Annotated in this window: 14 protein-coding genes; 8 read left to right on the top strand and 6 right to left on the bottom strand. The window is 61.1% G+C overall.

Annotated elements, in window-relative coordinates:
* Window positions 1-56: 56 nt before the first annotated feature.
* The 5 genes from PSH86_RS19045 to PSH86_RS19025 all read right to left on the bottom strand — a co-directional run bounded on the left by PSH86_RS19045 (window position 57) and on the right by PSH86_RS19025 (window position 5653).
* Complete coding sequence (locus tag PSH86_RS19045) at window positions 57-1049, bottom strand: ABC transporter substrate-binding protein (RefSeq protein ID WP_305484304.1); 993 nt, start codon at window positions 1047-1049, stop codon at window positions 57-59.
* Window positions 1046-2398, bottom strand: coding sequence for an LLM class flavin-dependent oxidoreductase (locus PSH86_RS19040; RefSeq protein WP_305484301.1), 1353 nt, complete (start codon window positions 2396-2398; stop codon window positions 1046-1048). The genes PSH86_RS19045 and PSH86_RS19040 overlap by 4 nt, the downstream gene beginning before the upstream one ends.
* Before the next feature lie 12 nt (window positions 2399-2410).
* Window positions 2411-3364, bottom strand: coding sequence for an ABC transporter substrate-binding protein (locus tag PSH86_RS19035; protein WP_109753349.1), 954 nt, complete (start codon window positions 3362-3364; stop codon window positions 2411-2413).
* A gap of 100 nt (window positions 3365-3464) precedes the next feature.
* Window positions 3465-5048 carry a rhodanese-related sulfurtransferase gene (locus PSH86_RS19030; protein WP_232199757.1) on the bottom strand — a complete coding sequence of 528 codons (1584 nt, stop codon included), beginning with the start codon at window positions 5046-5048 and terminating at the stop codon, window positions 3465-3467.
* On the bottom strand, window positions 5045-5653 hold the full coding sequence (locus tag PSH86_RS19025) for a cysteine dioxygenase (RefSeq protein WP_116832785.1): 609 nt from the start codon (window positions 5651-5653) through the stop codon (window positions 5045-5047). The genes PSH86_RS19030 and PSH86_RS19025 overlap by 4 nt, the downstream gene beginning before the upstream one ends.
* 241 nt (window positions 5654-5894) lie before the next feature.
* On the opposite strand from PSH86_RS19025, the gene PSH86_RS19020 reads away from it, so the two are divergent.
* On the top strand, window positions 5895-6800 hold the full coding sequence (locus PSH86_RS19020) for a LysR family transcriptional regulator (protein ID WP_162893845.1): 906 nt from the start codon (window positions 5895-5897) through the stop codon (window positions 6798-6800).
* A gap of 126 nt (window positions 6801-6926) precedes the next feature.
* The gene (locus PSH86_RS19015) at window positions 6927-7721 is read left to right on the top strand and encodes a class II aldolase/adducin family protein (RefSeq protein ID WP_305484295.1); all 795 of its coding nucleotides are present in this window, start codon (window positions 6927-6929) and stop codon (window positions 7719-7721) included.
* 235 nt (window positions 7722-7956) lie between these two features.
* Here the strand turns inward: PSH86_RS19015 and PSH86_RS19010 are convergent, their stop codons facing one another.
* Window positions 7957-9045, bottom strand: a complete 1089-nt coding sequence (locus PSH86_RS19010) for an LLM class flavin-dependent oxidoreductase (protein WP_305484292.1) — start codon at window positions 9043-9045, stop codon at window positions 7957-7959.
* Window positions 9046-9430: 385 nt separating this feature from the next.
* Between PSH86_RS19010 and PSH86_RS19005 the strand changes: the two genes are divergently transcribed.
* The 6 genes from PSH86_RS19005 (at window position 9431) to PSH86_RS18980 (ending at window position 14266) form a co-directional block, all read left to right on the top strand.
* Window positions 9431-10315, top strand: a complete 885-nt coding sequence (locus PSH86_RS19005) for an ABC transporter permease (RefSeq protein ID WP_109753343.1) — start codon at window positions 9431-9433, stop codon at window positions 10313-10315.
* A gap of 1 nt (window position 10316) precedes the next feature.
* Window positions 10317-11129 carry an ABC transporter ATP-binding protein gene (locus PSH86_RS19000; RefSeq protein ID WP_109753342.1) on the top strand — a complete coding sequence of 271 codons (813 nt, stop codon included), beginning with the start codon at window positions 10317-10319 and terminating at the stop codon, window positions 11127-11129.
* Window positions 11130-11151: 22 nt separating this feature from the next.
* Window positions 11152-12177 carry an ABC transporter substrate-binding protein gene (locus tag PSH86_RS18995; protein ID WP_305490378.1) on the top strand — a complete coding sequence of 342 codons (1026 nt, stop codon included), beginning with the start codon at window positions 11152-11154 and terminating at the stop codon, window positions 12175-12177.
* A gap of 48 nt (window positions 12178-12225) precedes the next feature.
* On the top strand, window positions 12226-13038 hold the full coding sequence (locus PSH86_RS18990; protein WP_305484288.1) for an energy transducer TonB: 813 nt from the start codon (window positions 12226-12228) through the stop codon (window positions 13036-13038).
* 99 nt (window positions 13039-13137) lie between these two features.
* On the top strand, window positions 13138-13863 hold the full coding sequence (locus PSH86_RS18985; RefSeq protein ID WP_109753340.1) for a MotA/TolQ/ExbB proton channel family protein: 726 nt from the start codon (window positions 13138-13140) through the stop codon (window positions 13861-13863).
* 1 nt (window position 13864) lies between these two features.
* Window positions 13865-14266 carry a biopolymer transporter ExbD gene (locus PSH86_RS18980; protein WP_046061820.1) on the top strand — a complete coding sequence of 134 codons (402 nt, stop codon included), beginning with the start codon at window positions 13865-13867 and terminating at the stop codon, window positions 14264-14266.
* The last annotated feature ends 70 nt before the right edge of the window (window positions 14267-14336 follow it).

The raw sequence follows: 14336 nt of genomic DNA, 5'->3' as shown, positions 1-14336 counted from the left end.
CGGGTTCACTCAATCAAAAAGGTAAGAGCCAGCTATAACTCCCGTGGCGAGAGGGCTCACAGTGGCAGCAGGCGGAAGTTGCGGTCCCACAGCGGACTCACGTCGAGCCGTTCGTTCAACACGCCGGCAGCGAAGAACAGATCGGCGACTTCCTGTTGCGAGGCGATGGCCTGGTCGTTCACTTCAATGATTTTCGTGGGCTGGCTACGGTTGTTGTACATGTCGAGGAACACTGCTTTGTCGACGCCCAGCAATTGCGCCGACTTGGTCGCCCAAGGCTCGGGATTATTGTTGATCCACTCCCAGGTGCGTGCCTGGCGCTGGATGTAGTCCTGGATCACCTGCTTGCGTAGCGGGTCTTCCAGGGCTGCGGGTCGTGCGGCGATCAGGTAGTTGCCGGACAGGTAGCCCAAGGCTGTCTTGAGTACCCGGGCGCCACTGCGGAACTTCGCCAGTTGGATGAACACGCCATAGATCACCCAGGCATCCAGCTGGCCACTCTGGAATGCGCTGAAACCGTCCTGGGGCGTGAGCGCCACCGCGGTGATGTCGTTCATGGTCAGGCCTTGTTCCTTCAGGGCCTTGATCAGGAAATAGTGGGAGGTGGTCGAGCGCACATAGCCGACCCGCTTGCCGCGCAACTGTCCGATCGATTCGATAGGCGAATCCTTGGGGATGAGGAATACCTGGTTGTTCACGTCACTTTGCAAGACGGCGATCAGGCGGGGTTGGCGATGGCTCTGGATGGAAAAGATGGGCGGGATTTCGCTCATGCCACCGACATCCAGACTACCGGAGGCCAGCGCTTCGACGATCAGGTTGCCGCCGGCGAACTCGGAATATGCGACTTTGTATGGTGTGTTGCCGGTGCCGGCGTCTTCGACGAAGTAAGAGTCCTGTCCACGGTAGGTGGCGACCTCCAGGGTCAGGTCCGCAAGGCTCTTGCCTTGCGCGAAAACTCGCGGGGCGAGGCCCTGCGAGGACAGCCCCAGCGCGCCCAGGGCGAAGGAACTGGCCGTGAGGAAGTCGCGACGATTGATCTGTTTCATGCCACGGCCTCGCGGGTTGTATCATTCGCTCGGGCCGTCGGTGCATAGCGATTGCTGGGCACCGGTAAGCCCAGGTTGTCCCGCAGGGTATTGCCGCTGTATTCGCTGCGAAACAAACCGCGTTGTTGCAGGATCGGCACGACCAGTTCAGTGAAATATTGCAGGCCGTCCGGCAGCAGGGAATTGATGATGAAGCCGTCGGCTGCGCCCTTCTCGAACCAGGCTTGAATGGCGTCGGCCACCTGTTCGGGGGTGCCGACAAAATCGCGCCGTGGCCGGGAGAAGCGCAGGGCGACTTCGCGCAAGGTCAGGCCTTCGTCGCGGGCCAGCTGTTTGATCCGCTCCGAGCCGCCTTTCTGGCTGTTGGCACCCAGGTCGCCCAGGTCGGGAAACGGGGCGTCCAACGGGTATTGGCTGAAATCATGGTCATTGAAGGGGCGGCCGAGGGCGACGATTGCGTCTTCGATGCTCACCAGTGACACCGCTTGCTGGTAGCGGTCTTCGACTTCGGCTTCATCGCGACCCACGATCGGACGGATTCCGGGCAGGATCGACAGTTGTGCCGCATCGCGACCAAAGCCGTTGGCGCGGCGTTTGAGGTCCTGGTAATAGGCGCGCGCTTCTTCGAAATTTTCGGCTCCGACGAAAATCGCATCGGAATTCTCGGCGGCGAAGTTACGCCCGTCCTCGGAAGTACCAGCCTGGAAAATCACCGGTTGACCTTGCCGGGAGCGGGCGATGTTGAGCGGGCCCTTCACCGAGAAAAATTCGCCCTTGTGCTCCAGCGCGTGCAGCTTGCCGGGGGCGAAGAACTCGCCGGTTTTTTTGTCGTAGGTGAAAGCGTCGTCTTCCCAGGAATCCCACAGCCCCTTGACCACCGCCACGTGTTCCTTGGCGATCCGGTAGCGCACGGCATGGGGCGGGTGCTCGCTCTTGCCGAAATTATCCGCGGTACCGCTGAGCCACGACGTCACCACGTTCCAGCCGGCGCGCCCGCCGCTGATATGGTCCAGCGAGGCGAACTGGCGCGCCACCTGGTAGGGCTCCGTGTAGCTGACGGTGACGGTGGCCACCAGGCCGATGTTGGATGTCAGCGCCGCCAGGGCCGAGAGGATGGTCAGCGGCTCGAAGCGGTTGAGGTAGTGCGGACTGGATTTTTCATGGATGTGCAGGCTGTCGGCGATGAACACGAAATCGAACTTGGCGCCTTCGGCCAGGAGTGTCTGTTGCTTGTAGAAACCGAAGTCGGTACTGGCGTTGGGTTGTGCCTGCGGATGGCGCCATTCGCCCCAGCCGTGGCCGACGCCGTGGACCATTGCTCCGAGTTTGAGTGGGCGTTGTTTGCTCATGGTTCTGCTCCTTTAGCGCGAAGCCTGGGTGAGGGGGGCACGCAGGGTGTTGAAGCTCTTGTCGAAGCCCTGGGAGACATCGATGTGTCGAGTCAGCAGGCCTTCCTCCTGATAAATGTCAGCGGTTGTCTGCAGGCCACTGACTACCGCGTCGTCAATGACCACCGGCTGCATGTGGGTCGCGTTGGCTACCGTCAGGTGCACCTCCAGGGGCAAGCCAGTGATTTTGGCCTGCGCAGCGGCATACTCGTTGGGGTGGTCGTTGCTCCAGCGATAGGCCCGGTCGACCCGGGCGACAAAGTCGTCCAATTGCTGGCGTTTATCGGCGATGGCCTGGCTGGTGGCGGCGAGATAGAGATGATTGCTCAGCAGGTTGCTGCCGCTGACCAGGACCTTGGCCTGGCTTTGCGCGGTGACGACGGTGGTGAAGGGGTCCCAGGTCGACCAGGCGTCTGCGGTGCCGTTATCCAGCACCAGCCGGGATTCGCTGGGCAGCAGGAAAACGAACTCCACGTCTGCGGTACTCAGGCCTGCGCTGCGCAGGGCCTTGATAGCCAAGTAGTGCCCGATGGAGCCTCGTGTGGTGACGATGCGCTTGCCCTTGAGATCGGCGACAGCCTTGATAGGGGAGTCCTTGGGAACAAGAATGGCAGTCGTGTTGCGTCCTTCGGCGTGGATGATGCTGACGACCTTGAGCGACGCTCCGGCGCCCAGGGCGAACACGTAGGGAGCATCGCCCAGGGCGCCGATATCCACGGCACCGGCATTCAGCGCCTCGCCCAGTGGCGCGGCGGCGGGGAACTCGGAAAACTGGATATCGTAAGGCACGTCCTTGAGCTCGCCGGACACTTCCAGCAGGGCCTTGATGGTGGACTTCTGATTGGCAACTCGCAGCGGTTGCAAGTCGGTGGCGTGGACCGAGCCAAAGGCAAGGGTGATTAACAGCAGGGGCAGGGTCAGGCGCATCGCGGGGCTCCAGGCTAAAAGTGTTGCGTTCAGTCGCCTCCGCCTGGAGAAGGGGTCGGCTGGTGTAGAAGGGGGCGATCATTGCGCCCCCCCTGTGCATTCAGATGACGTAAAAACCATGAGTGCCGTCGCGGGCCAGTTGGTCGACGAGGCCATACTCCCAATCCAGGTACGCCTGCATGGCTTCCCGTGGGCTGTCGGTGCCCTCGTAAGGCCGGCGGTAACGGTCGATGCGCGGCGAGGCGAGGCGGGTTTCGCCATGTTCCAGCGGCAATTGCGCAGCAATCCAGGCAGCGGTGCCGTCGCGCAGCAGGAAAACGGCTTTGCCGGTAATGGCCTCGACCTCGGCGATCGCCAGTCGTGCCAACTGGCTGCTGCCGCAGGTCAGGACGTAGCGTTGAGCGGGCGACACCTTGCTCAAGGCTTCGCTCAGTTGCGCGCGCAATACCCACCAGGCACCCGGGATGTGGCGCTTGACGTAGTTGGCGCTGCTGGTGAAATCCAGCACCACCGTGTCACCCTCGGCCAGCCACTGGGCAAGGGTGTCAGGGCTGATCTCCTCGGCCTGTGGCGGCACAGGAACGGGAGCTTTCCACGAGCCCTGTTCACTGAAGTGCGCGGGTTGCAAATCATCCAGTACGTACACGTCCCAACCCAATTGCGCGAGCCAGGAGCCGGTCATATTGGCCCGTACGCCGTCGTCATCGACCAGTACCAGGCGCGCGCCGCGAACACTGGCGAAGTGATCGGTTTCCTGCACCAGTTGCCCGCCGGGGGTGGAGCGGGAAGCGGGCAGGTGACCGGCCTCGAATTCCTCCGGGGTGCGTACGTCGAACAGGTAGGTGCTGCGTGTCGGCTCCTGTTGCCAGCGGTGCAAGTCGGCAAGGCTGGCACGACCCACCAGCGCCTTGTCGGCAACGCGGCGAGCATCGCCGGCGGCAATGTCTCGATGTTCCTCGCCACTGTCGGCGAATCGACGTGACTGGCCGTGCTCCAGCGTTTGGCCGGCCAGGGTCCAGCCGATGGTGCCATTGCGCAGGGCGGACACCGGGTTGGCGATGCCCGCATTGATCAGTGACTGGGTGCCGATGATGCTGCGGGTGCGCCCGGCGCAGTTGACGATGATTCGGGTTGACGGATCCGGAGCCAGCGCCCGGGCACGCAACACCAGTTCCGCCCCCGGTACACTGATGCCGCCGGGAATGCTCATGGTCTGGTATTCATCGAAGCGCCGGGCATCGAGCACCACCACGTCGGCTTCGTTGTCGAGCAGCGCCTTGACCTCTTCCGCCGCCAGCGACGGTGTATGGCGCTGGCTTTCCACCAGTTCACCAAAGGCCTTGCTCGGCACATTGACGTCGATGAACAGCTCGCCGCCGGCCTTGCGCCAGCCTTCCAGGCCGCCTTCGAGCACGCTCACATTGACGTAACCCAGGCCTTGCAGGCGTTGGCGCGCAATGTCGGCCAGGCCTTCACCATTGTCATAGACCGTCACCGGGGTATCGCGCCTCGGGATGCGCGAGTAGACCTCGAGTTCCAGCTTCGACAGGGTAATGTTGGCTGCGAACAATGGATGGCCCTGGGCGAAGGGGGCCTCTTCGCGCACATCGATGAGGGCCAGCTCTTCACGGCTCAGCAACGCCTGGCGAATCTGCGAGTAGGAGCGGGTACGTACGGTGCTCATAGGGCTTGGCTCTCTTTGGACAGGTCCCAGATATTGGGGAGGAAGGCGTTGGAATAACCGGAGATGAACAATTTCTCGCTGCCGTCGGGCTGGTACACCGCGCGGCGTACGGCGCCGATGTTGGCGCCATAGACATGGATGCTGATGGAGACCTGGTCGTCGAAGGCGTTGCTGACCTGATGGATGTCGCCGATCCGGGGAGAGACGGCTTCGACCTGGCCGGGCAGCAGATGAATCGGCGAACCCTCGGGTGCCAGGCTGCCATCGGGATGGCGAGCAAAGCCTTGTGAATGCTCTGCACCGCGCAACATGCCGATCAGGCCCCAGACCCGATGGTCATGGATCGGCGTGCGTTGCCCTGGCCCCCAGACAAAACTGACGACACTGAAACGCTGCCGCGAATCGGCGTGCAGCAGGTATTGCTGATAGCGCTCTGGGTCTGGCTTGGCGAACGCTTCGGGCAGCCAGTCGTCATGGCTGACCAGTTGTGCAAGCAACTTGCCGCCGCGATGCAGCAGATCACCCTCGCGGGGATTGCCGTCGATCAGCTCTGCCAGGGCGCCTATGAATGCTCTGAGTCTCTCCGGGTGTCGGGCCTGGGTCATGGCGGATTCCATCGTCGTGGTGAAAATTCGATATCAGGATTTAAGCATAATGATTTTTCTTAATATGCTATTTTTTTATGATTAGGTTATAGCTGAAAAGAATTTAGAATCCGTTTGACTAGTGTTAGATGTTATCGATAGGTAGGCCGGGCTATCCAGATTGGCGCAATGGCACTATGCTTTTTCGCAGGGCTTTATGCTTTTCAAACATCTTATTGATTGTTCTCTATGTGCGGGCCAAATGAAAATTGACGATATTGACGCCTTTGTCGAAGTGATTCGTTGCCAGTCCATCAGCCATGCCGCCGAGACGTTGCAACTGACGCAACCGGCGATCACGCGGCGCGTGCAGAACTTCGAGCAGGCCTTGGGGGTGGAGTTGTTCGACCGCAATACCAAGCCGCTCAAGCCGACCTTGATCGGTACGCGGGTCTATGAGCAATGTCGTTTGATCCTGCGGGAGATGGATGCGCTGCGCGAACTGGTCGCCACCGACGCGCCGCCTACCGGGTTGTTGCGCCTGGGCGTTCCGCAAACGATCGGTGATGTGGTGTTGCTCGATGCCCTCAAGCATTTGCGCGTCGAGTATCCCGAACTGCGCGCCCAGGTGGCCACGGGCTGGGGCAGTCAGTTGGTCGGCAAGATCGAGCGCGGCGAGTTGGATGCGGCGGCTGCATTATTTCCCGCTGGCAAGATTTTTCCCGACAACATTGTTGGCGAGTCGATCGGCAAGATGGAGTTGGTCGTGGTCTGTGCCAAGGCGCAACTGCCCAAGCGCCCCTGCAAGTTGGCTGATGTCTACCAGAATGGCTGGGTACTCAATCCCGACGGCTGCGGTTTTCGCGCCGGGCTGCAGCGGACCTTGTCGGACCAGGGCTTGGCCCTGCGGGTCAACCTGGAGACCTTCGGCACTGAATTGCAGTTGGGCCTGGTCGCCGATGGCCTGGGCCTTGGCCTGGTGCCGCGTCCGTTGCTGGAGCGTAGCGCCCACCGTGATCAGCTGGCCGCGATGCCCCTCAAGGACTTCAAGCCAGTGATGGACCTGTGGTTGATCTATCCGCACTTCCTCGGCAACCTGCAAGGGCCAGTGGATGCCTTCGGCAAGCTGGTGGCCGGATCATTGCAGAAGATCAAGAGTGCTGCGTAAGGAATACGGACGACGATTTATAATAAAAAAAAATAATAATTAGCTTAGATTAAAATGTGCTTTTTATTATTTTTTACCTTCCCCTAGGCTTGCTGGAGATCCCTAGTCCATCCAGGAAGTCTTGTCATGAGCAGCGTCAGCCCGCTATCCAGCGCCTCGAAAAATGTCCGCCAACGCGTCACTCCCGAAGAGTGGGAAGTGCGCGTGAAGCTGGCCGCAGCCTACCGGCTGGCGGCCTTGTTCAAGTGGACCGATCACATCTACACGCATTTTTCCGCGCGAGTGCCCGGGCCTGAAGAGCATTTCCTGATCAACGCGTTCGGGTTGTTGTTCGATGAAATTACCGCTTCCAACCTGGTCAAGGTCGACGTCGACGGCACCCTCGTCGACGACCCGACAGGACTTGGCATCAACCACGCCGGCTATGTGATCCATAGCGCGATCCATGGCGCGCGGCCTGATCTGCAAGCCGTTCTGCACACCCACACCCGCGATGGCATCGCGGTGTCCGCCCAGCGGGACGGTTTACTGCCGATCTCCCAGCATTCCATCGCCTTTTCCGGGCGGGTGGCCTACCACGGATATGAAGGCATTGCGCTGGACCTCGACGAGCGTGAACGACTGGTGGCGGACCTGGGGGACAAGAGCGTGCTGATCCTGCGCAACCATGGGCTACTGACCGCAGGCATCAGCGTCGAACATGCGTTCCAGCAATTGCAAGGCCTGGAGCGCGCCTGCAGCATCCAGATCGCGGCGCAGGCCGCTGGCAACGCCGAGCTGGTCTTCCCGCCGGCCGACGTCGTAGCCAAGGTCGAGACCCAGGCCGAAGCGCTCAAGAGAGGCGATGGACCGGGGGTTGCGCGGCACTGGAATGCGCTGATCCGGCAGTTGGAAAGGACCGATCTGGACTACAAGAACTGAGCCTATGGGCGAATGTGCTGGAAGTTGCAACCGGCACATTCCTATTGTGGGGAGCCTTTTGTGGGAGCGAGCCTGCTCGCGATGGCAGCAGACCAGTCAACATCAATACCGACTGATCCGACGCCATCGCGAGCAGGCTCGCTCCCACAGAATATCGATGTGTGAATGTAGATCCGGCGGCAGCCGGAAACATTGTGGGAGCAAGCTCGCTCCCCGCAATGCCTGTATGGCGCTTTCAGGCCACCTTTTCCGCCGCCTGGCGCTCGCGTTCGGCAACCAATTGCCGGGTCAGGGGGATCAGGCGCTTGCCGTAATCGATGGCGTCCTCCAGTGGGTCGAAGCCGCGGATCAGGAAGGTGGTGATGCCCAGGTTGTAGTAGTCGAGCAGCGCTTCTGCCACTTGTTCCGGGGTGCCCACCAAAGAGGTCGAGTTACCCTGTGCGCCGAGCAGGCCGGCAATGCCGGTCCACAGCCGCTTGTCCAGGCGCGAGCCCTGGGCTGCCGCTGCCAGCAGGCGTCGCGAGCCTTCGTTCGGTGGTTCCCGGCGCACGAATCCATTCTGTTTGGCCAGTGCGCTTGCCTGTTGCAGGATGCGCTCGGCGCGCTCCCAGGCTTGCTCTTCGGTGTCTGCCAGAATCGGTCGCAACGACAGGCTGAAGCGGATGCTACGACCATGCCTGGCGGCTTCGGCACGCACCTGGTGTACCACCTCGCGCACTTGCTCGTAGGTTTCTCCCCACAATGCATAGACGTCCGCATGCTTGCCCGCCACCGCGATGGCGGCCGCTGACGACCCGCCGAAGTACAGCGGGATATGCGGTTGCTGCGGCGATTTCACGTCCGAGTGTGCGCCTTCGAATTGGTAATACTTGCCTTGATAGTCGAAAGGCTTTTCGCGGGTCCATTCCTGGCGCAGCACGTCGAGGTATTCATCCGTGCGGGCATAGCGCTCGTCCTTGCCGATGTAGCTACCGTCGGCACGCAGCTCGCGATCATCGCCACCGGTGATGATGTGGACGGCGGTGCGCCCGCCATTGAATACGTCCAGCGTATTGAACTGGCGAGCGGCCAGGGTCGGTGCAACGAACCCCGGTCGATGGGCGATGAGGAACTTCAGGTTTTTCGTCACGCTGGCGGCGTGTGAGGCGATCAGTGTGCTGTCCGGGCTATTGGAATGAAACGCGACCAACGCCCGGTCGAAACCGGCCTCCTCGTGGGCCCGGGCCACTTTCTCCACGTACTCGGGTTGCAGGACTGGGCCACTGCGTGGATGGATCTCCGAGGCGTGGTGGCCGCCGATGAAACCGATAAATTCAACACTCATGGTGGATTCCTTTTCATTTTCACTGAATTGGCGTGATTGAGCCTCCACCGGGCGAGGGGTCGGTCCGTGACAGCAAAGTAGGCGTAGAGGGGCAGGCCTGTGAAATGCCGATTTGTTCTATGGTAATTATCAAATATTTTAATCAATTATTTATCTTTTTATCAGATATTTGCATTTTATAGCGAATGGTCCGTGTGCCCTCCATCGACGCTGCCCGTAGCGAATTATTATGCAAATAATTCATTTGGAGTTTGCTACATCTGATTTTTAAACATATTAGGTTATTCCTAAAAAGAATTTCACTGGGTTTTTTTATGCGAATAGCATGAGTCCGAAGCTGATGCATGGCGCCTCTGGCCATGTTCTATATGAGGAAGGAAGCCTGATGAGCGACAAGATTTTCGAGACACGGGGCACCAGCAGCTCTTTTTTCGTCGAGAAGACCGTGCGTCTCAACGCAGCGCGGCAAGGTGCGTCGAGACTGGCTCCCGACTGGTTGCGTCATTGGCGCACGCCAGAGGCGTTGTTGCGCTTGATCAGTCCGCTTGTGCTCCTGCTGCTGTGGGAGCTGGCGTCGCGCTGGGGCCTGATCCCGCCGCGGGTCATTGCCGCGCCGTCGCAGATCGGCGGAACGCTATGGGCCATGATCGTCTCGGGTGAGCTTGGCAGGCATCTGCTGGTTTCGCTGCAACGGGCGCTCGTGGGGCTGAGCATCGGCGTAACGATCGGTGTGATCGCGGCGCTGATCAGCGGCCTGTCGAAACGCGGCGAGGTGGTCCTCGATTCGCCGATGCAGATGCTGCGCACCATCCCTTCGCTGGCCCTCGTGCCGCTGTTCATCCTCTGGTTCGGCATTGGCGAGTTCACCAAGATCGCCCTGATCGTCATCGGCACCACTTTCCCGGTGTACCTGAATCTGTTTGCCGGCATTCGCAATATCGACCCCAAGCTGATCGAGGCCGCCAACACCTTGGGCCTGAGCCGTCGAGAGCTGATCTGGCACGTGATCCTGCCCGGTTCCTTGCCCTCGTTTTTCGTCGGCCTGCGCTACTCCCTGGGAATTTCCTGGCTGGCCCTGGTTTTCGTCGAGCAAATCAACACCACCGCCGGCATCGGCTACCTGGCCAGTGATGCGCGAGATTTCATGCGCACCGACGTGATCGTGATTTGCCTGCTGATCTACAGCGTCCTCGGCCTGTTGATCGACGGATTGATCCGCACGCTGGAGCGATTTGCCCTGGCCTGGCGCCCAACTTTTGTGAGGAACTGATATGTCGAGCATTGATCTCGTGGAGGCATCCAAAACCACGGATGCCGTAGCGCCTGTGCAACTGCGCAATGTGGTGCGTCAATTTGGCCAGCAACGGGTCATCGATGGCCTGGACCTGGACATCGCCCCGGGGGAGTTCGTCGCGCTGCTCGGCGCCAGCGGTTCGGGCAAGACCACCTTGCTGCGCAGCCTGGCAGGACTCGACAGCATCGACAGCGGTCAACTGCGCGTGCCCAGGGCGCGGGCGGCAGTGTTCCAGGAACCCCGGCTGATGCCCTGGAAACGGGCCTGGAAGAACGTGATTCTTGGTCTGCGCGTTCCCGATGCCAAGACTCGTGCGGTAGAAGCCCTGACCGAGGTGGGCCTGGCCCATCGGCTGGAGGCCTACCCGGCGACGCTGTCTGGTGGCGAAGCCCAGCGGGTGGCGCTGGCTCGCGGGCTGGTGCGCGAGCCAAAGTTGTTGCTGCTTGACGAGCCGTTCGCCGCGCTCGATGCGCTGACCCGGATCCGCATGCATCGGCTGATCATCGACTTATGGCGCAAACACACACCTGCTGTGTTGCTGGTGACCCACGATGTGGACGAAGCGATCCTGCTGGCCGATCGGGTCATCGTGCTGGCCAACGGCAAGATCGCTGAACAATTGACGATCGATCTGCCCAGGGCACGGGACACCGGCCAGGAAGGCTTCCAGAATATCCGTGCGCGCTTGCTGAAACTGTTGGGTGTTGAAACGCTGGAACCCGCGGCCCAGGCAAATGGCGCTGCACGTCAGGCTACGGCCAGCAGCGTCCGGCGTTTTGCCCATGGATGATCTGTCGATGAAGGCGTTCGCCATGCCCAGGCGCACCTGGAAGACCACGGCCGTGCTATTGGTCGGTGCCGCATTCGTGCTTGCAGGGTGCAAAGATAACAGCGACAGCCAATCACCTACGGCCAAGGCTCCCGACTTGTCCAGCGTGACGCTGGTGCTGGGCGATCAGGCCAAGGGTTTGCGCACGGTGGTGGAAGCGTCGAACGCATTGGAAGGGATCGAGTACAAGGTGCAGTGGGCGAACTTCCAGGGCGCCGCGCCGTTGTTCGAAGCCCTGCGGGCCGGCGCTGTCGACCTGGCGCCAGCGGGTGACACGCCGGTGCTTGCGGCGGCAACGGGAGGCACGCCGTTACGGATTGTCGCGGTGCGGCGCGGCCAGTCACGAGGCATTGCGATTCTGCTCCCACCGGATTCAACGATCCGCAGCGTCGCCGATCTGAAAGGCCGCAACGTCGTGGTTTCGTCGGCCCGAGGCAGCATTTCCCAGTACCTGCTGATCCGCGCACTGGCCAACGCCGGGGTCGATGAGAAAGACGTCAATGTGGGGTTTGTCCTGCCGACCGATGCGTTGCCAGCGTTCAACGCCGGAAAAATCGAAGCCTGGGCGACGTTTGGTGTGTACCAGGCTTTCGCTGAGCAGAAGGGCGCCCGGGTATTGCTCAGCGGCGAGGGCATCAACTCGGGGCTGACGTTTATCACGGCCTCAGATGAAGTCCTGAATGACCCGCTCAAGCGCAAGGCGTTGAGTGATGTCCTCGGACGTTTTGCCAAGGCTTTCGAATGGGCGCAGGACAATCGCGATGAGTACGCCCGGGTCTTTGCCAAGGTTAACGACATTCCCCTTGAAGTCTCGCAGACCTTGCGCAGTTGGGGCGACGAGTCGCTGGTTCCGGTCGAGGCGCAAGACGTCCAGGCCCTGCAACAGGTCGACGATTTGTTCGTGGCAAAGAAGATTTTCCCCCATCGAGTCGACGTTAAGGCGCTGACGGATCAGCAGGTGTTTTCCCCGACGCCTTTGACGCTGACGCAATCGGAATCGGCGCGTTAGCCCAGGAACTGGTGCGTGTTCAATTTGGACATTTATAGGAGTCAAGCAATGGGCAATGTTCAGAGCGCCACCCGTGCCCTGGAGGTATTCCGACGCCCGCTGCCGAGTGGCGAGCTGTTGGATCTTGGTCGGGTGTTCCGTGAACCTTTGGCGTTGTCGCGGTTGCACACCACGCCCAAACGCGTATCGAGTCGTCGCGAAGGGCTCTTGCTGGGGGCGTTCGTCCTGGTGCTGCATGGCGCGGTGATTGTCTGGGTCAACCAGGCGCCTGCGCCGGTATTGCCCGTGGTACCGCCGGAGATTCCGCCGATGACCATCGAATTTTCCCAGCCCGCGCCGCCGGTGGTGGAGCCTCCACCACCCGCACCGATTCCGCAACCTGTGGTCGAGCCACCGCCGCCGGTTGAGGATGAATTGGCCATCAAGCCACCGCCGCCTAAACCGATTCCCAAACCCAAACCGGTGGTCAAGCCGGTGCCAAAACCCGTAGCCAAGCCGGTGGAGCAGCCACCGGTAGCTCCGGCACCGCCGCAACCGGTCGTGGCGCCGGCGCCGCCCGTACCGCCCGCGCCGAAACCGGTGACGCCACCTTCGGCCAGCGCCGGTTACCTGAAAAATCCGGCGCCGGAATATCCGTCGCTGGCAATGCGTCGCGGCTGGGAAGGCACGGTGCTGTTGCGGGTACATGTCCTGGCCAGCGGCAAACCCGGTGAGGTCCAGCTCCAGAAAAGCAGCGGCCGCGATCAACTCGACGACGCTGCGCTGGCGGCGGTCAAGCGCTGGAGTTTTGTTCCGGCCAAGCAGGGGGACGTCGCCGTGGACGGGTGGGTCAGCGTGCCCATTGACTTCAAGATCAAGTAACTCAACGCAACCGACAGACCGCGGGCCACCTGACGAAAGGCGCATCGCTACAACCGATACCGCTACAACTGACTTAGCGCCTTGTTGGAGAGCCTGACCATGAACCTGATTGCATCGCCTTTTGAATCCATCGAACACGCCGTCATCTGGCTGTTGATCCTTTTTTCCGTCACGACCTGGGGCCTGGCCTTGCTCAAGGGCGTGCAATTCACTCGTCTCAAGACCCAGGACCGCAAATTCCATAAGCGCTTCTGGGCCGCCTCCAGTCTCGATTCCGCCGCCGAATTGGCCCAAAGCCAACCGGGTGCGGCAGCCCGAGTGGCGCTGGCCGGCTATGCCGCGATCCAGGTGCCGGAAGGCCTGCAAGCCACCGACCTGAGCCAGTCGATCAATCACCAGGACCGGCTCGAGCGCGCCTTGCGCCAGCAGATCGTGCGGGAACGCCGGTCATTGGAAAGTGGCTTGGCAATCCTGGCGAGCATTGGCAGCACGTCGCCCTTTATCGGTTTGTTCGGCACCGTCTGGGGCATCATGTCGGCTCTCAAAGGTATCAGTGCCGCGGGCTCGGCCAGCCTGGAAACCGTCGCCGGCCCGATCGGTGCCGCGCTGGTCGCCACCGGCGTCGGTATCGCCGTCGCGGTGCCGGCGGTGCTGGTCTACAACTACTTCCTGCGTCGCCTGAAGCTGACCGCCGCCGACCTCGACGACTTTGCCCATGACTTCTACAGCCTGGCCCAGAAGAATGCGTTTCGCGTGTTGCTGCACCCGGTATTGAACAAGCCTGGTGCGACCGTCGCCGGACAGAAAGTGAAGGAGGCGTCCTGACATGGCCTTCTCCACACAAGACAGCGACGAAGTGCTCAGTGAGATCAACGTCACGCCACTGGTGGATGTCATGTTGGTGCTGCTCGTGGTGTTCATCGTCACCGCGCCGCTGCTGACCAACGCCATTCCCATCAACCTGCCAAAGACCGAGTCAGTGGCGCCGGTGGAGCAGAAGGACCCGCTGGTGGTGAGCATCGACGACAAGGGCAAGGTGTTCATCAACAAGGATGAGATCCAGGCGGATCTGCTGGAGTCGAACCTGCAAGCCGCCAAGGCGAAGAACCCTGATGTACGGGTGCAACTGCAGGCGGACAACGGCGTGAATTATGGCGAGGTGGCCCGGGCCATGGCGTCCATCGAGCGGGCGGGGATCAGCAAGCTGTCGGTGATTACCGCGAAGTAGAGGTGTGGTGCGAACCATTTCCGGGGCTGCGTTTTGTAGCGATCACTACACCAGCATCAAGGCAGCCATC

This window comes from Pseudomonas sp. FP2300, assembly GCF_030687595.1.
GTDB lineage: Bacteria > Pseudomonadota > Gammaproteobacteria > Pseudomonadales > Pseudomonadaceae > Aquipseudomonas > Aquipseudomonas bijieensis.
This window is presented reverse-complemented; position numbering and strand designations above follow the sequence as displayed.